The 23698-nt window shown below is 71.7% G+C and carries 23 protein-coding genes; 10 read left to right on the top strand and 13 right to left on the bottom strand.

Annotation, left to right across the window (positions count from 1 at the left end; genetic code table 11):
- Nucleotides 1-32: 32 nt before the first annotated feature.
- From ilvD to OG254_RS28040, 5 genes are all read right to left on the bottom strand, one after another.
- Nucleotides 33-1886: a dihydroxy-acid dehydratase gene (ilvD, locus tag OG254_RS28060; protein WP_405586933.1), complete on the bottom strand. Its 1854-nt coding sequence runs from the start codon at nucleotides 1884-1886 to the stop codon at nucleotides 33-35.
- 159 nt (nucleotides 1887-2045) lie between these two features.
- Entirely contained in the window at nucleotides 2046-2690 is a 645-nt protein-coding gene (locus OG254_RS28055; RefSeq protein ID WP_405586931.1) for a TetR family transcriptional regulator, read from the bottom strand.
- Nucleotides 2687-3511, bottom strand: coding sequence for a sugar phosphate isomerase/epimerase family protein (locus tag OG254_RS28050; protein WP_405586928.1), 825 nt, complete (start codon nucleotides 3509-3511; stop codon nucleotides 2687-2689). Before OG254_RS28050 ends, OG254_RS28055 begins: the two co-directional genes overlap by 4 nt.
- Nucleotides 3512-3669: 158 nt before the next feature.
- A complete protein-coding gene (locus OG254_RS28045) occupies nucleotides 3670-3915 on the bottom strand; it encodes a hypothetical protein (RefSeq protein WP_405586925.1) in 246 nt (81 codons plus the stop codon).
- Nucleotides 3916-3991: 76 nt separating this feature from the next.
- Nucleotides 3992-4924, bottom strand: coding sequence for a Ppx/GppA phosphatase family protein (locus tag OG254_RS28040; RefSeq protein WP_351200705.1), 933 nt, complete (start codon nucleotides 4922-4924; stop codon nucleotides 3992-3994).
- A gap of 74 nt (nucleotides 4925-4998) precedes the next feature.
- Here OG254_RS28040 and OG254_RS28035 point away from each other — a divergent pair, with 74 nt between their 5' ends.
- Nucleotides 4999-5859, top strand: a complete 861-nt coding sequence (locus OG254_RS28035) for a hypothetical protein (protein WP_405586921.1) — start codon at nucleotides 4999-5001, stop codon at nucleotides 5857-5859.
- Nucleotides 5860-5933: 74 nt separating this feature from the next.
- Here OG254_RS28035 and OG254_RS28030 read toward each other — a convergent pair whose 3' ends face one another.
- Complete coding sequence (locus OG254_RS28030) at nucleotides 5934-7718, bottom strand: BACON domain-containing protein (RefSeq protein WP_405586918.1); 1785 nt, start codon at nucleotides 7716-7718, stop codon at nucleotides 5934-5936.
- Between the two features lie 205 nt (nucleotides 7719-7923).
- Between OG254_RS28030 and radA the strand changes: the two genes are divergently transcribed.
- Entirely contained in the window at nucleotides 7924-9333 is a 1410-nt protein-coding gene (gene radA, locus OG254_RS28025; protein ID WP_405586916.1) for a DNA repair protein RadA, read from the top strand.
- 81 nt (nucleotides 9334-9414) lie between these two features.
- Entirely contained in the window at nucleotides 9415-10539 is a 1125-nt protein-coding gene (gene disA, locus OG254_RS28020; protein ID WP_351200697.1) for a DNA integrity scanning diadenylate cyclase DisA, read from the top strand.
- Nucleotides 10540-10584: 45 nt separating this feature from the next.
- Here disA and OG254_RS28015 read toward each other — a convergent pair whose 3' ends face one another.
- Nucleotides 10585-11388: a hypothetical protein gene (locus tag OG254_RS28015; protein WP_405586913.1), complete on the bottom strand. Its 804-nt coding sequence runs from the start codon at nucleotides 11386-11388 to the stop codon at nucleotides 10585-10587.
- 185 nt (nucleotides 11389-11573) lie between these two features.
- Between OG254_RS28015 and OG254_RS28010 the strand changes: the two genes are divergently transcribed.
- Nucleotides 11574-12212 (top strand): phosphatase PAP2 family protein, encoded by a 639-nt coding sequence (locus tag OG254_RS28010; protein WP_405586910.1) that lies wholly within the window; start codon nucleotides 11574-11576, stop codon nucleotides 12210-12212.
- A gap of 28 nt (nucleotides 12213-12240) precedes the next feature.
- On the opposite strand, the gene OG254_RS28005 is transcribed toward OG254_RS28010, so the two are convergent.
- Together OG254_RS28005 and OG254_RS28000 are read right to left on the bottom strand one after the other, a co-directional pair.
- Entirely contained in the window at nucleotides 12241-12900 is a 660-nt protein-coding gene (locus OG254_RS28005; RefSeq protein WP_405586908.1) for a response regulator, read from the bottom strand.
- Nucleotides 12897-14513 (bottom strand): sensor histidine kinase, encoded by a 1617-nt coding sequence (locus OG254_RS28000; RefSeq protein WP_405586905.1) that lies wholly within the window; start codon nucleotides 14511-14513, stop codon nucleotides 12897-12899. The genes OG254_RS28005 and OG254_RS28000 overlap by 4 nt, the downstream gene beginning before the upstream one ends.
- Before the next feature lie 228 nt (nucleotides 14514-14741).
- Between OG254_RS28000 and OG254_RS27995 the strand changes: the two genes are divergently transcribed.
- From OG254_RS27995 to cseC, 5 genes are all read left to right on the top strand, one after another.
- Nucleotides 14742-15674 (top strand): A/G-specific adenine glycosylase, encoded by a 933-nt coding sequence (locus OG254_RS27995; RefSeq protein WP_405586903.1) that lies wholly within the window; start codon nucleotides 14742-14744, stop codon nucleotides 15672-15674.
- A gap of 311 nt (nucleotides 15675-15985) precedes the next feature.
- On the top strand, nucleotides 15986-16525 hold the full coding sequence (locus OG254_RS27990) for a SigE family RNA polymerase sigma factor (protein WP_003999062.1): 540 nt from the start codon (nucleotides 15986-15988) through the stop codon (nucleotides 16523-16525).
- Nucleotides 16513-17247: a hypothetical protein gene (locus tag OG254_RS27985; RefSeq protein WP_405586899.1), complete on the top strand. Its 735-nt coding sequence runs from the start codon at nucleotides 16513-16515 to the stop codon at nucleotides 17245-17247. The genes OG254_RS27990 and OG254_RS27985 overlap by 13 nt, the downstream gene beginning before the upstream one ends.
- A 114-nt stretch (nucleotides 17248-17361) precedes the next feature.
- Nucleotides 17362-18066, top strand: coding sequence for a two-component system response regulator CseB (gene cseB, locus OG254_RS27980; protein WP_405586896.1), 705 nt, complete (start codon nucleotides 17362-17364; stop codon nucleotides 18064-18066).
- Nucleotides 18067-18076: 10 nt separating this feature from the next.
- The gene (gene cseC, locus OG254_RS27975) at nucleotides 18077-19543 is read left to right on the top strand and encodes a two-component system sensor histidine kinase CseC (RefSeq protein ID WP_405586893.1); all 1467 of its coding nucleotides are present in this window, start codon (nucleotides 18077-18079) and stop codon (nucleotides 19541-19543) included.
- 10 nt (nucleotides 19544-19553) lie between these two features.
- Here the strand turns inward: cseC and OG254_RS27970 are convergent, their stop codons facing one another.
- From OG254_RS27970 to OG254_RS27960, 3 genes are all read right to left on the bottom strand, one after another.
- Nucleotides 19554-20000, bottom strand: coding sequence for a VOC family protein (locus tag OG254_RS27970; protein ID WP_405586891.1), 447 nt, complete (start codon nucleotides 19998-20000; stop codon nucleotides 19554-19556).
- A 55-nt stretch (nucleotides 20001-20055) separates the two neighbouring features.
- The gene (locus OG254_RS27965; protein ID WP_351200680.1) at nucleotides 20056-20487 is read right to left on the bottom strand and encodes a helix-turn-helix transcriptional regulator; all 432 of its coding nucleotides are present in this window, start codon (nucleotides 20485-20487) and stop codon (nucleotides 20056-20058) included.
- 121 nt (nucleotides 20488-20608) lie between these two features.
- Nucleotides 20609-22186: an MDR family MFS transporter gene (locus OG254_RS27960; protein ID WP_405586888.1), complete on the bottom strand. Its 1578-nt coding sequence runs from the start codon at nucleotides 22184-22186 to the stop codon at nucleotides 20609-20611.
- Between the two features lie 118 nt (nucleotides 22187-22304).
- On the opposite strand from OG254_RS27960, the gene OG254_RS27955 reads away from it, so the two are divergent.
- Nucleotides 22305-22892, top strand: a complete 588-nt coding sequence (locus OG254_RS27955) for a TetR/AcrR family transcriptional regulator (protein ID WP_405586886.1) — start codon at nucleotides 22305-22307, stop codon at nucleotides 22890-22892.
- A 13-nt stretch (nucleotides 22893-22905) separates the two neighbouring features.
- On the opposite strand, the gene OG254_RS27950 is transcribed toward OG254_RS27955, so the two are convergent.
- Nucleotides 22906-23526 carry a M23 family metallopeptidase gene (locus OG254_RS27950; RefSeq protein ID WP_405586883.1) on the bottom strand — a complete coding sequence of 207 codons (621 nt, stop codon included), beginning with the start codon at nucleotides 23524-23526 and terminating at the stop codon, nucleotides 22906-22908.
- Nucleotides 23527-23698: the final 172 nt, after the last annotated feature.

The raw sequence follows: 23698 nt of genomic DNA, 5'->3' as shown, positions 1-23698 counted from the left end.
AGAGACGGCCCCCGCGATACGCGATAGGCGCGTCAGCCCAGCTTCGTCACGTCCCGCACGGCGCCCTTGTCCGCGCTGGTCGCCATCGCCGCGTAGGCCCGCAGGGCCGCCGACACCTTGCGCTCGCGGTTCTTCGGGGCGTACTGCCCGTTCAACGCCTGCTCGCGGCGGGCGAGTTCCGCGTCGTCGACGAGCAGCTCGACCGAGCGGTTCGGGATGTCGATGCGGATGCGGTCGCCGTCCTCGACGAGCGCGATCGTGCCGCCGGACGCGGCCTCCGGGGAGGCGTGGCCGATGGACAGGCCGGAGGTGCCGCCGGAGAAGCGGCCGTCGGTGATCAGGGCGCAGGTCTTGCCGAGGCCGCGGCCCTTGAGGAAGGACGTCGGGTAGAGCATCTCCTGCATGCCGGGGCCGCCCTTGGGGCCCTCGTAGCGGATGACGACGACGTCGCCGTCCGTCACCTGCTTGTTGAGGATCTTCTCGACGGCCTCTTCCTGCGACTCGCAGACGACCGCCGGGCCCTCGAAGGTCCAGATGGACTCGTCCACGCCCGCGGTCTTCACGACGCAGCCGTCGACGGCGAGGTTGCCCCTGAGGACTGCGAGGCCGCCGTCCTTGGAGTAGGCGTGCTCGGCGCTGCGGATGCAGCCGCCCTCGGCGTCCTCGTCGAGTGCCTCCCAGCGCTCGGACTGCGAGAAGGCCTCGGCCGAGCGGACGCAGCCGGGGGCGGCGTGCCACAGCTCGACGGCCTTCGGCGAGGGGGACCCGCCGCGCACGTCCCACGTCTTCAGCCAGTCCGACAGGGACGGGCTGTGGACGGCGTGCACGTCCTCGTTGAGCAGGCCGGCGCGGTGCAGCTCGCCCAGCAGGGCGGGGATGCCGCCGGCGCGGTGCACGTCCTCCATGTAGTACGTGCGGTCCTTGGCGACGTTGGGCGCGACCTTCGCCAGGCACGGGACCCGGCGGCTGACCTCGTTGATCTGCTCAAGCCCGAACGGAACGCCCGCCTCCTGGGCGGCGGCGAGCAGGTGCAGGATCGTGTTGGTGGAGCCGCCCATGGCGATGTCGAGAGCCATGGCGTTCTCGAACGCCGCGAAGGTGGCGACGTTGCGCGGCAGGACCGTCTCGTCGTCCTGCTCGTAGTAGCGGCGCGTGATGTCCATGACCGTGCGGGCCGCGTCCTCGTACAGGGCCTTGCGGGCCGTGTGCGTGGCGAGGACCGAGCCGTTGCCCGGCAGGGACAGGCCGATGGCCTCGGTCAGGCAGTTCATCGAGTTGGCGGTGAACATGCCGGAGCAGGAGCCGCAGGTCGGACAGGCGTTCTCCTCGATACGGAGGATGTCCTCGTCCGAGATCTTGTCGTTCACGGCATCGGAGATGGCGTCAACCAGGTCGAGCGTGCGGACCGTGCCGTCGACGAGGGTCGCGCGGCCGGACTCCATCGGTCCGCCGGAGACGAAGACCGTGGGGATGTTCAGGCGCAGGGCCGCGTTCAGCATGCCCGGCGTGATCTTGTCGCAGTTGGAGATGCAGATCAGGGCGTCGGCGCAGTGCGCCTCGACCATGTACTCCACGCTGTCCGCGATGAGGTCGCGGGAGGGGAGGGAGTACAGCATGCCGCCGTGGCCCATCGCGATGCCGTCGTCCACGGCGATCGTGTTGAACTCGCGCGGGATGCCGCCGGCCTCCTTGATCGCCTCGCTGACGATCCGGCCGACGGGCTGGAGGTGGGTGTGGCCGGGCACGAACTCGGTGAAGGAGTTCGCCACCGCGATGATCGGCTTCCGGCCGATGTCCGCACCGGGTACACCGGAGGCGCGCATAAGGGCGCGGGCGCCCGCCATGTTGCGGCCGTGGGTGACTGTGCGGGACCTCAGCTCGGGCATCGTCGCTCGCTCCTTCAGGACTGCGGGGGACTGCGGGGGACAGCGGGTACTGCGATCAGAGACTTCTGACTGCTAACGAGCGTACGCCGGTCATCCAGTGGGCGGGACGAGGTGTCCGGAATACGGGACGAATGTCTCGCGAATCAGCGAGCCGCCCCTTCACCGGCCGGTCAGGTGCCCCTGCACGACGGGTGCCACGCGCGCGATGATCTGCTCCGGGTCCGCGGAGGCGATCGGCTCGATCTTGATGACGTAGCGCATCATCGCGACCCCCACCAGCTGCGAGGCCGCCAGTTCGGCGCGCAGTTCCGCGTCCGGGGCGTCGATCTCGCCGGCGATGCGGCGCAGCAGCTGGGCCGAGACCAGGCGCCGGAACACGGTGGCCGCGGCCTCGTTGTTGACCGCCGACCGGACGATCGCGAGCAGCGGCTTGCGGGTCACGGGGTTCTCCCAGAGCCCGAAGAGAAAGCGGGTCAGGCGCTCGCCGACGTCGTCGAGGGGCGCTTCGAGCACAGCGTCCCGCACCTTCAGGGCGGGCACGAGGGCGACCTCCACGGCCGCCTCGAAGACCTGCTCCTTGGTGCCGAAGTAGTGGTGCACGAGCGCGGAGTCCACGCCGGCCGCCTTGGCGATGCCCCGCACCGAGGTCTTTTCGTAGCCGCGCTCGGAGAACTCCTCGCGGGCGGCGTCCAGGATGCGGTCGCGGGTGTCGGCGGACTCGGTACGCGGGGGCCGGCCCCGGCGTCGGGAGGTCACCTCGCCCCGGCCGTCGGCTGAGTCGGCTGCGTCGGCTGAGTCGGTCACGGCCGGGGCACCTTCACCGCGGAGGCCAGATGCAGCCGTGTGAAGGCGAGGGCCTCGGCGAGGTCGGCCTCGCGTTCGGCGCTGGACATCGCGCGGCGGGTGTTGACCTCGATGACGACGTGACCGTCGAAGCCGGTCAGGGCGAGGCGCTCCAGCACCTCGGCGCAGGGCTGGTTGCCGCGGCCGGGGACGAGGTGCTCGTCCTTCGCGGACCCTCGCCCGTCCGCGAGGTGCACATGCCCCAGCCGGTCCCCCATCCGGTCGATCATCTGCACGGCGTCCGTGCGGGCGGTCGCCGTATGGCTGAGATCGATCGTGAAATGCCGGTAGTCGTCCTTGGTGACGTCCCAGTCGGGGGCGTAGGCGAGCATCTCGCGGTCGCGGTAGCGCCAGGGGTACATGTTCTCGACGGCGAACCGCACGTCCGTCTCGTTCGCCATACGCCAGATGCCGGCGACGAAGTCCCGGGCGTACTGGCGCTGCCAGCGAAACGGCGGATGCACGACGACCGTGCCCGCCCCCAGCTTCTCGGCGGCGGCCCGGGCGCGCTGGAGCTTGGTCCACGGGTCCGTCGACCAGACGCGCTGCGTGATCAGCAGACAGGGAGCGTGGACGGCGAGAATCGGGACCCGGTGGTAGTCGCTGAGCCTGCGCAGCGCCTCGATGTCCTGGCTGACCGGGTCGGTCCACACCATGACCTCGACACCGTCGTACCCGAGGCGCGCGGCGATCTCGAAGGCCGTCGCCGTCGACTCCGGATAGACGGAGGCCGTCGACAGAGCGACCTTCGCATCCGGGATGCGCACCACTGGTTCTGCCACGAGGGACAGCGTACGGGGCGGCGCGGAGCGCGGGGGAACCGATGACACGGCGCCCGCCGAGAGGGCTCACAACCGGCCGGCGGCGCGCGAACTGGGCGGATGCCGGGCGGGTGGCGGGCGGGTGGAGCGGGGGTGCGAGGTGGGGGGTGTGGCGGGGTTCACGTGGGGCGGGCGGGAGCGTCGGCCTTGGGGGCGGGGGCGTCGCCGGGCGGAGGGGCAGGGGCGTCACCGAGCGCGGGGGCGGGGGCGTCGCCGGCGCGGGCACGGGAGCGTCGCCGGGCGCGGCCCTTCAGCGGGCGTGGCGCGGGGGCCATCGCCGGGTGCGGGGACCTTCGCCGGACGTGGACGCGCGGGCCGTCCTCAAGCGCGCGGACCACGGCCCAGCGCGAGCCCACGGACCTCACGGCGCCGCCACCCCTACGACGCCGCCGGCGCCCCTCCCCAGGTCGCCGGACGCGCCGTACAGGCCGTACGCATCCGTCACCCCACCGCCAGCTGATCCAGCTTCCGCAGGATCACGCCCTCGCGCAGTGCCCAGGGGCAGACCTCCAGCGTCTCCACGCCGAACAGATCCATCGCGCCCTCGGCCACCAGTGCCCCCGCGACCAGCTGCCCGGCCCGCCCCTCGGAGACGCCCGGCAGTTCCGCCCGCTGGGCCGCGGTCATCCCGGCCAGCCGGGGCACCCAGGCCTCCAGCGACTCCCGCTTCAGCTCGCGCTGGGTGTAAAGGCCCTCCGCGGAGCGCGCGGCGCCGGCGATACGGGCCAGCTGCTTGAAGGTCTTGGACGTCGCGACCACGTGATCGGGCGCGCCGAACCGGCTGAACTCGCCGACCGTCCGAGCGATCTGCGCCCGCACATGCCGCCGCAGTGCCCGGATGTCCTCGGAGTCCGGCGGATCCCCCGGCAGCCACCCGGCCGTCAGCCGCCCGGCGCCGAGCGGCAGCGACACCGCCGCGTACGGCTCCTCGTCGATGCCGTAGGCGATCTCCAGGGACCCGCCCCCGATGTCCAGCACCAGCAGCTTCCCGGCCGACCATCCGAACCACCGCCGGACCGCGAGGAAGGTCAGCCGAGCCTCCTCCGCGCCGGTGAGAACCTGCAGCTCAACCCCGGTTTCCGCCTTCACGCGCGCCAGTACGTCGTCGGCGTTGGTCGCCTCGCGCACCGCGGACGTGGCGAACGGCAGCACTTCCTCGACACCCTTGTCCTCGGCGGCCTGCAACGCCTCTTGCACGACGCCTATGAGCCTGTCGACCCCGTCGGGACCGATGGCCCCGCTGGCGTCGAGCAGTTGGGCAAGGCGCAGCTCCACCTTGTGCGAATGCGCGGGCAGCGGGCGCGCGCCAGGATGCGCATCCACCACCAGCAGATGCACCGTGTTAGATCCCACGTCGAGGACACCGAGTCTCATGTACGGAACGCTACTGCCACCTGGGCGATCCTCTGTCCTCGAAGTCGCAGGTGCGGACGCCGTACCCTGGTCCCGTGCCAAAGACGAAAAAGGCGAAGAACGACAAGGCAGCCAAATCCGACAAGGGTTCTTCGCAGGCGAAGGCGGCCACGAAGTCGAAGAAACCGGCGAAGGGCTCCCCGGAGCCGGACGAGAAGGGCCTCGACTTCGCACGCGCATGGGTGGAGTTCCCTGATCCGGCGGACGACGAGCAGATCTTCCGCTGCGATCTGACATGGCTGACCTCCCGTTGGAACTGCATCTTCGGCAGCGGCTGCCAGGGCATCCAGGCGGGCCGCGCGGACGACGGCTGCTGCACGCTGGGCGCCCACTTCTCCGACGAGGACGACGAGAAGCGCGTCGCCGAGCATGTGGCGAGGCTCACGCCGGAGATCTGGCAGCACCATGACGAGGGCATGGAGCACGGCTGGATCTCGGAGGACGAGGACGGCGACCGCCAGACCCGCCCCTTCAACGGCTCGTGCATCTTCCAGAACCGCCCCGGCTTCGCGGGCGGCGCGGGCTGCTCGCTGCACATCCTCGCCCTGAAGGAGGGCCGCGAGCCGCTGGAGACCAAGCCGGACGTCTGCTGGCAGCTGCCGGTGCGGCGGACCTACGACTGGATCGACCGGCCCGACGACACCCGGGTGCTCCAGGTGTCGATCGGCGAGTACGACCGCCGCGGCTGGGGTCCGGGCGGCCACGACCTGCACTGGTGGTGCACGTCGGCGACCTCGGCGCACGGCGCGGGTGACCCGGTGTACGTGTCCTACCGGGCGGAGCTGAGGGAACTGATGGGCAAGGCGGGCTATGACCGCCTGGTCGAGCTGTGCGAGGAGCGGCTCGCGTCGCAGCTGCCCCTGCTGGCGCCGCACCCGGCGGACCCGGCCGGCTGACCGACGGCCACCGGCCGCGCGACGCCACCGCACCCGCACCCGCACCCGGCGCCCAGGCCCTACGGCCCCAGCCCCTACGGCCCGGACGGGCTGGGCTCCCCGCTCCCGCTGGGCGGCGGGGTCGAGCCCGTCGGGTCTGACGGATCGGACGGATCGGACGGATCGGAGGGGCTGGAAGGGCCGGACGGCGTCGGATCGGGCGATGTCGGCGGCGGCTCGCTGGGCGTGGGATCGGACGGAGCCGGGCTCGTCGGCGTCGGATCGGGATCGGCGGACGAGGGCGGCGGCTGGCTGGGCGTCCCGGGGTCGGTCGGATCGCTGGGGAGCGGGTCGGGGCCGTGTCCCGGGTCGGAGGGGCTGGGGGCGCTGCCGTGGCCCTCGATGGAGACGACGGCGCCGGCGGGTGCGATCGCCACCCGCGCGCTCCAGTAGCCGGACGGCTCGCGCAGCTGGTCGACGTGCACCTTGATCGTCAACGACTCGCCCGGCGCCAGCGTTCCCGCCGACCGGCTCAGATAGAGCCAGTGCGCCCCGGTGCTCGCCGACCAGCGCACCGGTGTGCGCCCCGTCGCGGTGAGGGTGACGAGCGTGGTGTCGCCGCTGTGGTCGGCGCTCACCTCCAGGTTCCCCGCGCTCGCCCCGCGCACGCCGCTGACGCTGACGACCTCGACGAGGACGTCCGGGCCGGGGCGCTCGCCGAAGCGGCCGCCGGGTGCGGTGCTGGCGTTGCCGGCGTTCTCGTAGCCGCCGCGCGCGGCGTCGCCTTCGAGGGCGCCGGGGTCGTGCGCCTCGCTCGCGCTGGCCGTGGCGCCCTCGGCGCCTTCACCGGTCGGGGTGCCCCGGTAGGCGGCCCACAGGGCGAGGACGGGGGCGGCGATGACGGTGGCGACGACGGTCGTGGTGACGGCACGCGCGCGTAGCCGGTCCCTGCGGGCGGCACGATCCTTCGGGTCCATCGGAAAGCCACGCCGGTCGAAGCGCGGCACGGCGACGCCACGCGCGCGTGGGGCGTGCGCGAGGGCCATGTGCAGGGCCGCGCGGGGCGCCTGAAGGACGGGCAGCTCGGCGGGGGTCACGACCGCGCCGGGCCACCGGCCGGGGATCGCGCGCTCGGCGGTACGGCGGCAGCGCGGGCAGTCGTCGACGTGCCGGACGAGTTCGCGGCGCAGGGCCGAGCCGAGGACGACCTGGTTGTCGCCGGTGAGCCGGGCGACGCCCGGACAGGCGCCGGTCTCGACGACGGCGAGGGCCGCGCGGGTGCGCTCGACCTCGCAGGCGGCGGAGGCGAGCAGCTCGCGGGCGGCGGCGAGGTCGAGGCCGAGGACGGCGGCGACCTCGTGGGCGGCGAGGTGGTGGCGTACGGCGAGTTCGAGGGCCTCGCGCTGCTCCGGGGTGGTGCCGGCGGCCTCCGGCCAGGCGAGCAGGGCGAGTTCGCGGCGCCGCTGCTCCTGGACCTCCTCGGCGACGGGCGGCCCGGCGGTCCGCGCCCCCGTCGGCCGATGCGTGCCGTGGCGGTTCGCGGCGTGGCTGCCCTGACGTTTCTGCTTGGCCTCGGCCAGCCCCCGCAGACACGCCCAGCGGGCCAGCGCGTACAGCCAGGGCCGCCGGTCGGCGGCGGTCTCCGGCACCCGCTGCCCGCGGCGCTCGGCCAGCGCGAGGACGTCGCCGAGGGCGGCGGTCGCGGTGTCGTGGTCGCACAGGACGGACAGGCAGTAGGTGAACAGCCCGTCCAGATAAGGCTCGTAGCGCGCGTGCGGCCGCTGCGCCAACGTACGCGCCGCCGCACGATCACGCGCCTCCCGGTGCGCCCTGTGCGCGCCGGCGGTGCGGGGCGAGGTCTCCGGAGTGCTGCTCATCATTCGTGGACCGTAGGCGGCCCGGGGTGGCGCCTTCTTCCTGCTTGAGCAGTTTTAATCCGTACGGGTGAAACGATCCCTCAATGGGGTACAGGAACCCCGGATTCCGTGGCTTGTGCATGACGAGCCGGGCCCTGGGAGGCCCCCGAAGAGGCGCCGTGTGCACGGCCGCACGGCGTTGTCAGTGGGCTCGGCTACGGTTCATCGCATGGCTGCCCGTACCAAGACCACGAAGGACCGACCGTCCTACCGCTGCACGGAGTGCGGCTGGCAGACGGCCAAGTGGCTCGGCCGCTGCCCCGAGTGCCAGGCCTGGGGGACGGTCGAGGAGTACGGCGCGCCCGCGGTCCGTACGACGACGCCGGGGCGGGTGACGACATCCGCGCTGCCGATCGGGCAGGTCGACGGGCGGCAGGCCACCGCGCGGCCCACCGGCGTGCCCGAGCTGGACCGGGTGCTCGGCGGCGGGCTGGTGCCCGGCGCCGTCGTCCTCGTCGCGGGCGAGCCCGGCGTCGGCAAGTCCACGCTGCTGCTGGACGTGGCGGCCAAGTCGGCGAGCGAGAAGCACCGCACGCTGTATGTCACCGGCGAGGAGTCGGCGAGCCAGGTGCGGCTGCGCGCCGACCGCATCGGCGCCATCGACGACCACCTGTATCTCGCGGCCGAGACCGATCTGGCCGCCGTGCTCGGCCACTTGGACGCGGTGAAGCCGTCGCTGCTCATCATGGACTCCGTGCAGACCGTGGCCTCCCCGGAGATCGACGGTGCGCCCGGCGGCATGGCACAGGTCAGGGAGGTCGCCGGCGCCCTGATCCGGGTCTCCAAGGAACGCGGGATGTCCACGCTCCTTGTGGGACACGTCACCAAGGACGGCGCCATCGCCGGACCCCGCCTCCTCGAACACCTCGTGGACGTGGTGCTCAGCTTCGAGGGCGACCGGCACGCGCGCCTGCGTCTCGTGCGAGGCGTCAAGAACCGCTACGGCACGACGGACGAGGTCGGCTGCTTCGAGCTGCACGACGAGGGCATCACGGGCCTTGCCGACCCAAGCGGACTTTTCCTGACCCGTCGTGACGAACCGGTCCCGGGCACCTGCCTGACGGTCACCCTGGAGGGCCGCCGCCCCCTCGTCGCCGAGGTCCAGGCGCTCACCGTCGACTCCCAGATCCCCTCACCCCGCCGTACGACGTCCGGTCTGGAGACGTCGCGCGTCTCGATGATGCTGGCCGTGCTGGAGCAGCGCGGCCGGATCAGCGCACTCGGCAAGCGGGACATCTACTCCGCGACGGTCGGCGGAGTCAGGCTCTCGGAGCCCGCGGCGGACCTCGCCGTAGCCCTCGCGCTGGCCTCCGCCGCGAGTGACACACCTCTCCCCAAGAACCTCGTCGCGATCGGCGAGGTGGGCCTCGCGGGCGAGGTCAGACGGGTCACGGGCGTGCAGCGCAGACTCTCCGAAGCGCACCGGCTGGGCTTCACGCACGCCCTCGTTCCGGGCGACCCGGGCAAGATCCCTGCGGGCATGAAGGTGCTGGAAGTGGCCGACATAGGGGACGCCCTGCGGGTCCTTCCGCGCTCTCGTCGGCGAGAGGCCCCACGGGACGAGGAGGACCGCCGGTAGACTTTGCCCTGGTCTCGCCCGTCCGTACGAACAGCGTGTGCGAAACGGGAGCGCCCCAGAACCTGCGACCGGAGGAGTGCAGTGGCAGCCAACGACCGGGCAGCAGCTCCCGGAAAGTCCGGTGGGAGTGCCGGTTCCGATGGCCTGATGCGCGCCTCCCTGAGCGCCGTGGCTCCCGGCACGGCGCTGCGCGACGGCCTTGAGCGCGTCGTCCGCGGCAACACCGGCGGACTCATCGTGCTCGGCTCCGACAAGACCGTCGAGACGATGTGTACGGGCGGATTCGTGCTGGATGTCGAGTTCACGGCCACGCGCCTGCGTGAGCTGTGCAAGCTCGACGGCGGCATCGTGGTGTCCTCGGATCTGTCGAAGATCTTGCGGGCGGGCGTGCAGTTCGTGCCCGACGCGACGATCCCCACGGAGGAGACGGGCACCCGGCACCGTACGGCGGACCGGGTCAGCAAGCAGGTCGGCTTCCCGGTCGTCTCCGTCTCCCAGTCCATGCGGCTGATCGCGCTCTACGTCGACGGTCACCGCCGCGTCCTGGAGGACTCGGCGGCGATCCTCTCCCGCGCCAACCAGGCCCTGGCGACCCTGGAGCGCTACAAACTCCGCCTGGACGAGGTCGCGGGAACGTTGTCAGCGCTGGAGATCGAGGACCTGGTGACGGTCCGCGACGTCTCGGCGGTGGCCCAGCGCCTGGAGATGGTCCGGCGCATCGCGACCGAGATCGCCGAGTACGTCGTGGAGCTGGGCACCGACGGCCGCCTTCTCTCCCTCCAGCTGGACGAGTTGATCGCGGGCGTGGAGCCCGAGCGCGAGCTCGTGGTGCGGGACTACGTCCCCGAGCCGACGGCCAAGCGCTCCCGCACGGTCGACGAGGCGCTGTACGAGCTGGACGCCCTCACCCACGCCGAGCTTCTTGAACTGCCCACGGTGGCAAGGGCGTTGGGCTACACCGGCTCCCCCGAGGCGCTGGACTCCGCGGTCTCCCCGCGCGGTTTCCGCCTCCTGGCCAAGGTCCCCAGACTCCCCGGCGCGATCATCGACCGCCTGGTGGAGCACTTCGGCGGCCTGCAGAAGCTGCTCGCCGCCAGCGTGGACGACCTCCAGACGGTGGACGGCGTCGGCGAGGCCCGGGCACGCAGTGTGCGCGAGGGCCTGTCGCGGCTGGCCGAGAGCTCGATCCTGGAGCGGTACGTCTAGTACGTCTGGTCGAGTCCCGGGCCGTGCGCCGAGGCGTACGGCCCGTCAGTCGTTCTCCAGGACGAACGACGTCTGCGCCGTCCCGAACCCGGGCGTCGTCGCCTCCACCAGATACGTCCCCGCCGCGGCCGAACCGGCGGCGGGCGTCGCGCACTGCGGGGCGCTCGCCTTGCGGTCCCACTTCACGGTGTACGTGATGCTTTCGTCGGCGGGCACCCGGAACCGCAGGCTGGCGGCGTCCTTGGGGCAGTCGGCGGAGGACCAGAAGTCGTCCTCGGAACCCGCCTCAGTGACCGTCACCACCGCGTTCTTCGGGCCGAGATCGACCTTGCAGTCGTAGGTGGAGGAGTTCGTCGCGGTCAGCAGCAGGGCGGGGGTCTCGCCGGGCTCGTAGGAGTTGTGCAGGCTGCGCACCGACAGCTTCATCTGGCCCGAGACGCAGTCGGGCAGCGAGGAGCCGTCGGCGACCGCGTCGTCCGCACCGACACCGCCGCCCGAGCCGCCGCCCGCGGATCCGCTGCCGGAGCCGCCCGAACCGTCGGAGCCCCCGTCGGTCGAGCCTTCCCCGGAGCCCGACCCACCGGAGTCCCCGCCGGCCGTCGACTCGTCGCGTCCGCCCGGCGCTTGACTGATCGCCGGCCCCGACCCCGAAGGGCCCGGCGTGATCGTCGAGGGCGCGGGATTCTTGCCGTCGGATCCGCCCGCGTTGTTGGTGCCGCCTCCGCCGCCCGAGGTGAGTACCCAGGTGATCAGCAGCGCCAACAGGGCGCACATCGACAGCAGTACGGCCCTCCGCCGCCAGTAGATGGTGGAGGGAAGCGGCCCGACCGGATTGCGCAGAGATCCCACGGCGCAAACTGTACGAGAGATCGGCGCGCTGTCTTGCTCCACCCGCCGCCCCGACGACAACTTTTCCGGATCATCATCCCGGAAACCGCCCGTCGGCGCCCGCGCCACTCCTGTCTTCCGTCAGGGGCGGCACCTGTCGATCGCAGGGTGTGACGGTATCGGCCTGCCCCCTACGGTCCGTGACCATGGATTTCTGGGACAGCGAGCTCCATCGCGACATCACCGACCTCGCCCACGGCACCCCGACGTGGGTACAGCGCACGGCCGAGACTTGGACGGAGGCCGGACTGCTGCTGTTCGCCGCGCTGTTCGTCATCGCCTGGTGGCGGGCCCGACAGGACACGACCCGGGCATTAGCAATCGCGGTCCTTGCACCTCTGGCCACGGCTACGGCGTACGTGTGCAGCGAGGTGCTCAAGTCCGGCTTCGCCGAGGAACGTCCGTGCCGTGCGACGGCCCGGGCCGCCCCCTCCCTCGCCGCCTGCCCGCCGCCCGGCGACTGGTCCTTCCCCAGCAACCACGCCACCATCGCGGGCGCCGCGGCGATCGCCCTGGCCCTGACCGGGCGCGCCCTGCTGCGGCTCACGGCGCCACTGGCCCTCCTGATGGCCTTCTCCCGCGTGTTCGTCGGGGTGCACTATCCGCACGACGTCGCCGCGGGCCTGGTCCTGGGCGCGGCGGTCGCGATGGCCGCCGTACGGCTCGGTACCCGCCCCGCGATCCGGCTGGCCGAGGCGATGCGGGCCTCGTCGGCGCCGCCCGTACGGTGGTTCACGGGCCCGGGACCGGCGCGCGTCCCCGCGTACGGCATGGACACACGGTGAGCCCGACCCGTACGGCATGCGCCGGGCGCTACGACTCCACCAGCCCCGCCTCGTACGCCACGATCGCCGCCTGTACGCGATTGCGCACGCCCAACCGGTCCAGCACCGCGCTGACATAGGCCTTCACCGTGCCCTCGACGAGATGCAGCCGGGCGGCGATCTCCGGGTTGGACAGGCCCGCGCCGACGAGGCCGAGCACCTCACGTTCGCGCAGGCTGAGCTCGGCCACGCGCGCGCGTGCGGCGGCCTCGCGGCCCAGGCGGCCTTCTGCGCCGCCCAGTCCGTCGATGACGTACCGGGCCACCTTCGGCGACAGGAAGGCCGCGCCGCCGGCGACTGCCCTTACGCCCGCGATGAGTTCGTAGGGGTCCCCGGACTTCAGCAGGAAACCGGTGGCGCCGCCGCCCAGCGCGCGGGCCACGTAAGCCTGTTCGGAGAAGGTGGTGAGCATCGCCACGGCCGTGCCGGGCGCGGTCCGTGCGATCTCCTCGGCGGCGGCGAGGCCGTCCAGCCGTGGCATACGGATGTCCAGCAGGGCCACGTCCGGCCGGTGCGCCCGCACCAGCTCGACGGCCGCCCGCCCGTCGCCGGCCTCCGCGACGACGTCGATCTCACCGCCGCTGGTCAGGATGGCGCGCACGCCCGCACGCACCATCGCCTCGTCGTCGGCCAGCAGTACCCGGATCACCGTGCGAACTCCTCATCTGTGGAAGGGCGTTGGGACGGGCCGGCTCTCGGGACGACGTCCTTGGCGACGAGCCGTTCCTCGTCGTCGAAGCAGAGCCTGAAGTGGTCGACGGAGACGAGGAGTTCGCCGCTCGCGCGGTAGTAACGGCAGTCGCTGTCCCGCGGCGGCGGGCCCGGCGCCCGCTCCACGGGAGCGTCGCGCACGGACCGGTCCGGAAGGACCCCGGCGAGGTCCTGGACCGACGTGCCGATGCGCAGGTCGGCGTAGGCCGCGGGCGGCAGCACCGAGTGGGTCTCGGTGTACGCGTACCAGGCGAACGCCCCGCCCACGAGCACGACGCCCGCGCCGACGGAGGCCGCGAGGGCCAGGGCCACCCGGCGGCGGGCGTGGGTGAAGGGGGCGTACGGGGCGGGGGCGGGCCGGGGTGTCGTGGCGGCCTGCTCGGGGACGCGGGCCCGCACACGGAACCCGTCCCCGTACGGACCGGCCTCGAAGCCGCCGCCGACCGCGGTGACGGCGGCGCGCAGGGCCTGGAGGCCGGTGCCGCCGGAGGACGGAGAGGGGGCGCCCGTCCCGCCGTCGGCCGCCGGGCGGCCGCCACTGGTCACGGTGACGGTCGTGCCGTCGGCCTCCTCGACGGCCGAGACGGTGACCGTGGCCCCGGGGGCGTGCCGGGCCGCGTTGGTCAGCGCCTCGCGGACCACCCGGTACAGGACGCGCTCGGCGACCCCGCCCGGTGCCGGCGCCGCGCCCCGTGCGCCGGCGCCGTCCGACGCGGCGCCCGCGACCGGCTCCCACCGCACCGCCAGCCCCGACTCGGCGGCGCGTGCGACGAGTTGCTCGACGGTCTCGCCCGCCGGGGTCAGGGACACCGGCACCGGATCGTCGTCCTCCCGCAGGACACCGATGATGCGGTGCAGCCGCTCGGTGGCGTCGGCGGCGGCCGCGCGCAGGTCGCCGGCGGCGGTGCGGTGGCGGTCCGGCAGGTCGGGGGCGACCTGGAGGGCGCCGGCGCGCAGGGCGATCAGGCTCAGCTCATGGCCCAGGGAGTCGTGCATGTCCTGCGCGATCCGGGTCCGTTCGCGCAGCCGGGCCCGCTCCTCGGCGATGCGCTGCTCGCCCTCCAGGCGCATGGCCCGGCTCCAGCCGGCCCGGGTCAGCTGACGGCTCTGGCGCCAGTAGCGACCACCGAGCCAGGGGAACACACAGCCGAACAGCAGCGTCCCGGTCAGCACCGCCCACTCCGGCGCGGGATCGACCCCGATCAGCGCGATCCTCGCCGTACCCAGGCAGCCGACGGCCCCGAAGACGACCACCGCCGGCCGCGCCCGCGCCGCGCGCAGCCCGAGCAGCAGGGCGAAGACGCCGAGCGCCGGACCGTAGGAGACGGTGAACAGGGCGGGGGCGGCGACCAGGCTCAGTCCGGCCGCCAGGGCGAACGCCGCAAGGGGCTGGCGCCGGGCCACGGTCACCGCGGCGCCGATCACGAGCAGACCGGCCGACTGCTGCCACAGGGCCCACGGTTCGTTCAGGCCCAGTCGGTCGGCCGTGAGCGCCGGCGACACGAGGACGGCCCAGAGCAGACCGGCCAGCCATATACGAGGACGTTCCATCCGGGCGACGCTACAAGCGGGGGTCGGGGGGAGACTGCTGCCGATCGTCAGGTGGGGGGCGCTTTCCACTCGGGCCAGGAGTTCAGCCGCAGGCTCCCAGGATCCGCGGGCCCCCCCGATCCGCAGGCTCCCAGGATCCGCGGGCCCACCCCGATCCGCAGCGACCAACGCACCGGCATCCGCCGCCTACCCACCCGGCCGCCCCCGACATGGCAGGATCGGAAAGCCATGACTGCGCCCACGAAACCCCCGCACACCCACATCGACGCCGACTCCGACGGCCCTCTCGGTCAGCCGCTGCACAGCAGTGTCATCGACTGGTTCGACGAGAACGCCCGCGACCTCCCCTGGCGGCGCCCCGAGGCGGGCCCCTGGGGTGTGATGGTCAGTGAGTTCATGCTCCAGCAGACTCCGGTGAACCGCGTCCTGCCCGTCTACGAGCAGTGGCTGTCCCGCTGGCCCCGCCCCGCCGACCTGGCCAAGGAGGCGCCCGGCGAGGCCGTCCGCGCCTGGGGCCGGCTCGGCTACCCGCGCCGCGCGCTGCGCCTGCACGGCGCCGCCGTCGCCATAGCGGAACGGCACGGCGGGGACGTACCGACCGACCACGCCCAGCTCCTCGCGCTGCCCGGCATCGGCGAGTACACCGCGGCCGCCGTGGCGTCGTTCGCGTACGGCCAGCGGCACCCGGTCCTGGACACCAACGTCCGCCGTGTCATCGCCCGCGCCGTCACCGGTGTGCAGTACCCGCCGAACGCCACCACGGCCGCCGAGCGCAAGCTCGCCCGCTCGCTGCTCCCCGACGACGAGCACACCGCGTCGCGCTGGGCCGCGGCCTCCATGGAGCTCGGCGCGCTGGTGTGCACCGCGAAGAACGAGTCGTGCCAGCGCTGCCCGATCGCCGCGCAGTGCGCCTGGCGGCTCGCGGGCAAGCCGGAGCACGACGGCCCGCCACGCCGCGGTCAGACGTACGCCGGGACCGACCGCCAGGTGCGCGGCAAGCTGCTCGCCGTGCTGCGCGACGCCCACACGCCCGTCCCGCAGGCGGCACTCGACCGTGTGTGGCACGAACCCGTGCAGCGCGCCCGCGCCCTGGACGGGCTCGTCTCCGACGGACTGGTGGAGCCGTTGCCGGGCGGGCTGTACCGGCTGCCGCTGAGCTGACGCACAGTCACATCACAGCCGTACGGCCTCTGCAACACACGACTCACAGCCTCCGCACGGCCTTTGCGGCTCCGGCACCCCAACAAATCACCCCATAGCCATCCCAACCGCCCGACCCTTTTGTCCGTTTCCTGATTCCGTTACATAACCGACGGACAGCCGAGCGCTGGCCGCAGGCTGCTTCGGACAGCGCCGTGACAACGCCTCCGTAGCTTCATTCCCGTACCCGGCAGACGGGGACGACGAAGCAGAAGCAGTGAGACCGACGGCCGACAGGCCGGCCGGGAACGGGGAATCGGGAGGCGGTCAACATGGCGCAGGGCGAGGTGCTCGAGTTCGAGGAGTACGTCCGCACCCGGCAGGACGCGCTGCTGCGCAGCGCCCGCCGGCTGGTCCCGGACCCGGTCGACGCGCAGGACCTGCTGCAGACCGCGCTGGTGCGGACCTACCACCGCTGGGACGGCATCGCCGACAAGCGGCTGGCGGACGCCTACCTGCGCCGCGTGATGATCAACACGCGGACCGAGTGGTGGCGGGCGCGCAAGCTGGAGGAGGTGCCGACCGAGCAGCTCCCGGACGCCTCGGTCGACGACTCCACCGAGCAGCACGCGGACCGCGCCCTGCTGATGGACATCATGAAGGTGCTCGCTCCCAAGCAGCGCAGCGTCGTGGTGCTGCGACACTGGGAGCAGATGTCCACGGAGGAGACGGCCGCGGCCCTCGGCATGTCGGCCGGAACGGTCAAGAGCACGCTGCACCGGGCGCTCGCCCGGCTCCGCGAGGAGCTGGAGAGCCGCGATCTGGACGCACGCGCGCTGGAGCGTGAGGAGCGGGAGCGTTGCGCGGCCTAGGCACGACGACGGGCGGCACCGGGCACACGAACAGGGGTGACAGGGCCACGGACGGGGACTCGGAGGACGGCGGCTCCGCGCAACGCGGGCCCGGCCCCGTACGGGGGACCTTTCAGGCGGCGTTCACGGCGGTGGTCGTGGTCGTCGCCCTCGCCCTTTTCTCCTCCGCCTGCGCGACCGGCGGCACCGGCGCCCGTGACGAGGGGCCCGCCCACGCCGACATGGCGGGCGGTTCGGCCGTCACACCGTCGGCCACGGCCTCGGCCTCCGCCGTCCCGAGCCGCGAACAGGCCGTCCAGCTGGTCAAGGCGGACCCCGTGGTCTCGACGGAGGTCAAGCGCGAGCTGAAGCCGTGCGTGTCCGACGACTACCCCATCGACGTGTCCTACGGTGACCTGACCGGCGGACCGGCGGACGACATCGTGGTCAACGTCCTGTCCTGCGGGGATGAGATCGGCGTCGCCTCGTACGTGTACCGCGAACAGAGCGGCGCGTACCGCAATGTGTTCAAGTCGGAGGAGCCTCCGGTCTACGCCGAGATCGACCGCGGCTACCTTGTGGTGACCAAGCAGGTGTATGCCAAGGACGACGCACTGTCGAACCCGTCCAGCGAGGACGTGTTCTCGTACCTGTGGACATCCGACCGCTTCGTCCGGAAGTACAGCACCCGCACCGACTACGGCTCGCTCGGCGACGACGAGCCGGCGGCGCCGGAGGGCTGAGACCGCCGGCCGTGAACGCATCGGGCGATCCACGCGTCCCTGAAGTGGACGCGCCATGCGCGGCCCAGCAGCATCAGACGCACCCCTAGAGACACGAGGACTGAGAGCACCGGGATGGCAGACCAGACCCACGTCCTGTTCGTCGAGGACGACGACGTCATCCGCGAGGCCACCCAGCTCGCCCTGGAGCGGGACGGCTTCGCGGTCACCGCCATGCCCGACGGGCTGTCGGGCCTGGAGGCGTTCCGGACGAACCAGCCCGACATCGCCTTGCTGGACGTGATGGTCCCGGGTCTGGACGGGGTCAGCCTGTGCCGCCGTATCCGCGACGAGTCCACCGTGCCGGTGATCATGCTGTCGGCGCGCGCCGACTCGATCGACGTGGTGCTGGGCCTGGAGGCGGGCGCGGACGACTACGTGACCAAGCCGTTCGACGGCGCCGTGCTGGTCGCCCGGATCCGGGCGGTGCTGCGCCGCTTCGGGCACGCGGGCCGCGCGGACCGGGTGGACGAGGCCGACTCCGCGGCCAACGGCGGCCTGCTGACCTTCGGCGACCTGGAGGTCGACACCGAGGGCATGGAGGTGCGCCGGGCCGGGCAGGGCGTCGCGCTCACTCCGACCGAGATGCGGCTGCTGCTGGAGTTCTCCTCGGCGCCGGGCACGGTGCTGTCGCGGGACAAGCTGCTGGAGCGGGTGTGGGACTACGGCTGGGGCGGCGACACGCGGGTGGTCGACGTCCATGTGCAGCGGCTGCGCACGAAGATCGGCCAGGACCGTATCGAGACGGTCCGTGGCTTCGGCTACAAGCTGAAGGCCTGAGCGGGGCGGCATGCGGGGGATGTTCAGACGGCCGGCCGCGTCCGGTGCGCAGAGAGTCGGCCTCACGGATCCCACGCGGATCGCGGGGCAGGGGACGGGTGTCCATGCGGGCAATCTCACCGGTTCGGTGGCGGGTCGTCACAGGGGCGTGCGCGTGAGGGGCGCGGGCGGCGGCCGTATCGCCATACGTACGGGGCTGCGGTGGAAGCTGAGCGCGGCGATCGCGCTGGTCGGCGCGCTGGTGGCGGTCGTCCTGAGCCTCGTCGTGCATAACCAGGCCCGGGTCTCGATGCTGGACAGCGCGCGCGACCTCGCCGACGAGCGCATCCAGATCGCCCAGCGCAGCTACGAGCAGTCCAAGCGGCTGAACTTCCCCAATCTCACGGTCGACGACCCGGAGCTGCCGGCGGCGCTGCGGGTGAAGGTCGAGGAGGGCCGGCGGGCGACCTATGTGACCGACTCGCCGAGCGGCGCGCCCGACATCTGGGCTGCCGTGCCGCTCAACAACGGTCATGTCCTGTCGCTGCGCACCGGCTTCACCGACCGCAGCGATCACATTCTCAACCGCCTCGACCAGGCCATGATCATCGGCTCCATCGCGGTGGTGCTCGGCGGCAGCGCGCTCGGTGTGCTCATCGGTGGCCAGCTGTCGCGGCGGCTGCGCAAGGCGGCGGCCGCGGCGAACCAGGTCGCGAGCGGCGAGCCGGACGTACGGGTGCGGGACGCCATCGGGGGTGTCGTACGGGACGAGACCGACGACCTCGCGAGCGCGGTGGACGCCATGGCGGACGCGCTCCAGCAGCGGCTGGAGGCGGAGCGCCGGGTCACCGCGGACATCGCGCACGAACTGCGCACACCGGTGACCGGTCTGCTGACGGCGGCCGAGCTGCTGCCGCCCGGTCGGCCCACGGAACTGGTCCTGGACCGGGCGAAGGCCATGCGCAAGCTCGTCGAGGACGTCCTGGAGGTGGCCCGGCTGGACAGCGCCTCGGAGCGGGCCGAGTTGCAGGACATCCTGCTGGGCGAGTTCGTCAGCCGGCGGGTCGCCGCCAAGGATCCCGCGATCGAGGTGCGGGTCGTCCACGAGTCGGAGCTCACGACCGACCCGCGGCGCCTGGAGCGGGTGCTGATCAACCTGCTGGCCAACGCGGCACGGCACGGCAGGCCGCCGATCCAGGTCACGGTCGAGGGCCGGGTCATCCGGGTCCGCGACCACGGCCCCGGATTCCCGGAGCATCTGATCGCCGACGGCCCCAGCCGCTTCCGCACCGGCAGCAGCGACCGCTCGGGCATCGGCCACGGCCTCGGCCTGACGATCGCCGCAGGTCAGGCCCGGGTCATCGGTGCCCGTCTGACCTTCCGCAACATCCGCCCGGCAGGCGCGCCGGAGCATGTGCCGGCGGAGGGCGCGGTGGCCGTCCTCTGGCTCCCGGAGCACGCGCCGACGAACACGGGGAGCTACCCGATGCTGCCGTAGGGCCGGCTGCTCAGCAGGACCAGTCCTTCGACAGGTCAAGGTCGCCCTCACGGGGCTGGGTGAACGAGAACCAGTTCCCCGAGTCGTCGCGGAACAGCGCCTCCGTGCCGTACGGACGCTCCTGCGGCTCCTGGAGGAACTCCACCCCGCGGTTCTTGAGCCTCTTGTAGTCGCCGTGGATGTCGTCGGTGGTCAGCACACCGGCGCCGAGCACGCCCTTGGCCACGAGCTTCCGCACCATCTCGGCGGACTCGGGGTCCAGCGAGGGCGGCCCGGGCACCATGAGGGTCAGCTCGACGTCCGGCTGGCTCCCGGCGCCCACGGTCAGCCAGCGCATGCCGCCCTCACCCATCGACATGTCCGTACGGACCTCCAGGCCCAGCTTCTCGGTGTAGAACTCCTTTGCCCTGTCCTGGTCGAGTACCCAGACGGTCGAGATCTTGAGTCCCTTGATCATCGTGCGCTCCTGTTCGCGGCGATCGGCTCCTGCCCCGTCACCGTAGGCAGCCGCGTCACCGGTCCGCTTCTCCAGAATTGCGCTGTGCGCCGGGGCCCTGGGGGAACCCGCCCGCCCACCACATCGCGTAGCACCCCGGTATCAGCGCGGCCCCGCGCCCGACGTGCTTGTCCCGGTACTCGCTCGGCGACAGCCCGGTGCGCGCCTTGAACTTCGCCGAGAACGTGCCGAGGCTGCTGAACCCGACCAGATGGCATATCTCGGTCACGGTCAGGTTGGCCGCCCGCAGATAATCCTCGGCCCGCTCGATCCGCCGGTGCGTCAGATACTGCCCCGGGGTCTCGCCGTACACCGCCTTGAAGGCCCGCACGAAGTGGTACCGCGAGTACCCCGCGTGTGCGGCCACCGCGTCCAGGTCGAGCCCCGGATCGGCCCAGTCCCGGTCCATGGCGTCCTTGGCCCGCCGCAGCTGCCGCACCTTGTCCATGCAGCCGATGGTGGCACGCACCACTGACAACGAAAGGGCGAAGGCCCTCGGGGAGCGATCCACCCGAGGGCCTTCCACATACCGTGCGACTGAGACGGCGGCCGAACCGCCGCCTTCGGGCCTAGACGCCGTCGGCGACGACCTCCGCCTGCGGTCCCGCCCCCTTGAGCGGGACCTCCTTCACGAACACGGCCGCCGCCAGGGACAGCACCGCGATCACGGCACCCAGCAGGAACGCCGAGTGCGTGCCGGACGACACCGCGTGCTGGTACGCCTCTCGCACCGCGTCCGGCAGCTTCGCCAGGCTCTCCGCGTCGAGCTGCGCCGACTGCTCGGTCACCTTCGAACCCAGCGACCCGGCCCGCTCGCTCATGACGTCCTGCACCCGGTTGTTGAACAGCGCGCCCATGATCGCGACGCCGAACGAGGAGCCGAGCGTACGGAAGAGCGTGGTCGACGAGGACGCGACGCCCATGTCCTTCATCTCGACGCTGTTCTGTGCGACCAGCATGGTGATCTGCATCAGACAGCCCATGCCCAGGCCGACGACGGCCATGAACACCCCGGACATGAACCGGCTGGTCCCGGTGTCCATCGTCGACAGCAGATACAGCCCGACGACCATCAGCACACTGCCGGCGACCGGGAAGACCTTGTAGCGACCGGTGTTCGTGGTCACCCGCCCGGCGACCATCGAGGTGACCAGCATCGCCCCGAGCATCGGCAGCAGCAGAAGCCCGGAGTTCGTGGCGGAGGCACCCTGCACCGACTGCTGGTACAGCGGCAGGAACAGCGTCGCGCCGAACATCACGAACCCGGTGATGAAGCCGATCACGGACATCAGCGTGAAGTTCCGGCTGCGGAAGATGTGCAGCGGCACCACCGGCTCCGCGGCCCTGGTCTGCCAGAACAGGAACCCGACCAGCGCGGCGACGCCGATGCCGATGAGCTCCATGATCCGCGCGGACGTCCACGCGTACTCCGTACCGCCCCACGTGGTCACCAGCACGATCGCGGTGATTCCCACGGTCAGCAGGCCGGCGCCCAGATAGTCGATCCGCGCCTGCGCCCGCTTCTTCGGCAGATGCAGCACGGCACTGATCGCGGCGAGCGCCACGACGCCGAGCGGCAGGTTGATGTAGAAGGCCCAGCGCCAGCCCCAGTGGTCGGTGATGGTGCCGCCGACCAGCGGCCCGCCGATCATCGCGAGCGCCATGACGCCGGCCATCATGCCCTGGTACTTGCCGCGCTCCCGCGGCGGAATCAGGTCGCCGATGATCGCCATGACGCCGACCATCAGACCGCCGGCGCCAAGTCCCTGCACCGCCCGGAACCCGATGAGCTGCCCCATGTCCTGAGCCATGCCGCTCAGGGCCGACCCGATCAGGAACAGCACGATCGACGACATGAAGACGCCCTTGCGCCCGTACATGTCACCGAGCTTGCCCCACAGCGGGGTGGAGGCCGCGGTCGCCAGGGTGTACGCCGTCACGACCCACGACAGATGTTCCAGGCCGCCCAGCTCGCCCACGATCGTCGGCATCGCGGTGCCCACGATCATGTTGTCGAGCATCGCCAGCATCATCGTGATCATCAGCGCGAGCAGCACGACCCGTACGCTCTGCGGCTGCTTCTCGGCCTGATCGGCTTGCTTCGCCTGATCCGCCGGTCCTGTGTCCACTGCCAGTGTGTCCGCCATGATTCCCACTCCCCCAGCCACTTACTTGCCGCCCGGCTAGTTGCTTACACTGAAGGAAGGTAGGGGCGCAACTAGCCGGGCGTCAAGTAAGTTTTCTGGAAGGCCCAAGAGTACGAGGATGGGTGGCACCATGGACGGCACCAAGCAGCGGCGCCGCGGGAACACCCGCCAGCGCATCCAGGACGTGGCCCTCGAGCTCTTCGCCGAGCAGGGCTACGAGAAGACCTCCCTGCGGGAGATCGCCGAGCGCCTCGACGTCACGAAGGCGGCCCTGTACTACCACTTCAAGACCAAGGAAGAGATCATCGTCAGCCTCTTTCAGGATCTGACGCAGCCGATCGAGGACCTGATCGAGTGGGGCAGGCAGCAGCCGCACACGCTGGACACGAAGCAGGAGATCGTACGGCGCTACAGCCAGGCCCTGGCCGACGCGTCACCCCTGTTCCGCTTCATGCAGGAGAACCAGGCGACCGTCCGCGAACTGAGCATCGGCGAGACGTTCAAGAACCGCATGCTCGGCATGCGGGACATCATCATCGACCCGGACGCCGATCTGGTGGACCAGGTGCGCTGCATCAGCGCCCTGTTCACGATGCACGCCGGGATGTTCGTGATGAAGGACCTCGAAGGCGACCCCGAGGAGAAGCGCAAGGCCATCCTCGAAGTCGCCACGGGCCTGATCACTCAGGCGCACAAGGGCGCCTGAACGACTCGGTGACTCAGATCGACAGACCGTTGGCCCGCAGGAAGGCGACGGGGTCGATCGCGGTGCCGTAGTTGGCGCTCTTGCGGATCTCGAAGTGCAGGTGCGGACCGCTGGAGTTACCGGTGTTGCCGGACTTGGCTATGTTCTGGCCGGTCTTGACGACCTGGCCGATCTTCACGTCGATGCGCGACAGGTGGGCGTACTGGGAGAAGGTCCCGTTGCCGTGCTTGATGACGATGGCGTTGCCGTACGCGGGACCGTCACCGGCGCCGTTGCCGCCGGCCTTGACGACGGTGCCGCCGTGCGCGGCCACGACCTGGGTGCCGGTCGGGACGGCGAAGTCCTGACCGCTGTGGGTGGACTGCCACATGCCGCCGGCCTGCGCGTAGCTGGCGGACTTCGTGTACTTCTTGACCGGCTTCACCCAGGAGACGGCCTTCTTCGCGGTCGCCTTCTTCGCGGCGACGGTCTGGGCCTGGACGGCGGCGGGAGCACCGGTGGCGGAGGTCATCTCAGCAGCGACCGCGCCTCCGGCGCCCAGCACGACCGAGGCCCCCAGTCCGGCGGCCAGCACAGCTGCACGGGTGCGGAACGCGGAAGTACGGGGCGAACGGAACGAGAAGCGCGGGGACATTCGAAACCTCACGGGGACGACGACAGGGAAAACCACCCGACACATGCGGTCGCCGGATGGCCATCCCTTGGTAACCCCGCCCGGCCCCAACCCCAAAACCCCTCAACTACGACGAGGGCTAGTACTCCCCACCAAAAATCCCTGCATCTTGACAGAGCGCCCAATACGGACG

The sequence above is a fragment of the Streptomyces sp. NBC_01092 genome (assembly GCF_045039535.1).
Lineage (GTDB): Bacteria > Actinomycetota > Actinomycetes > Streptomycetales > Streptomycetaceae > Streptomyces.
This window is presented reverse-complemented; position numbering and strand designations above follow the sequence as displayed.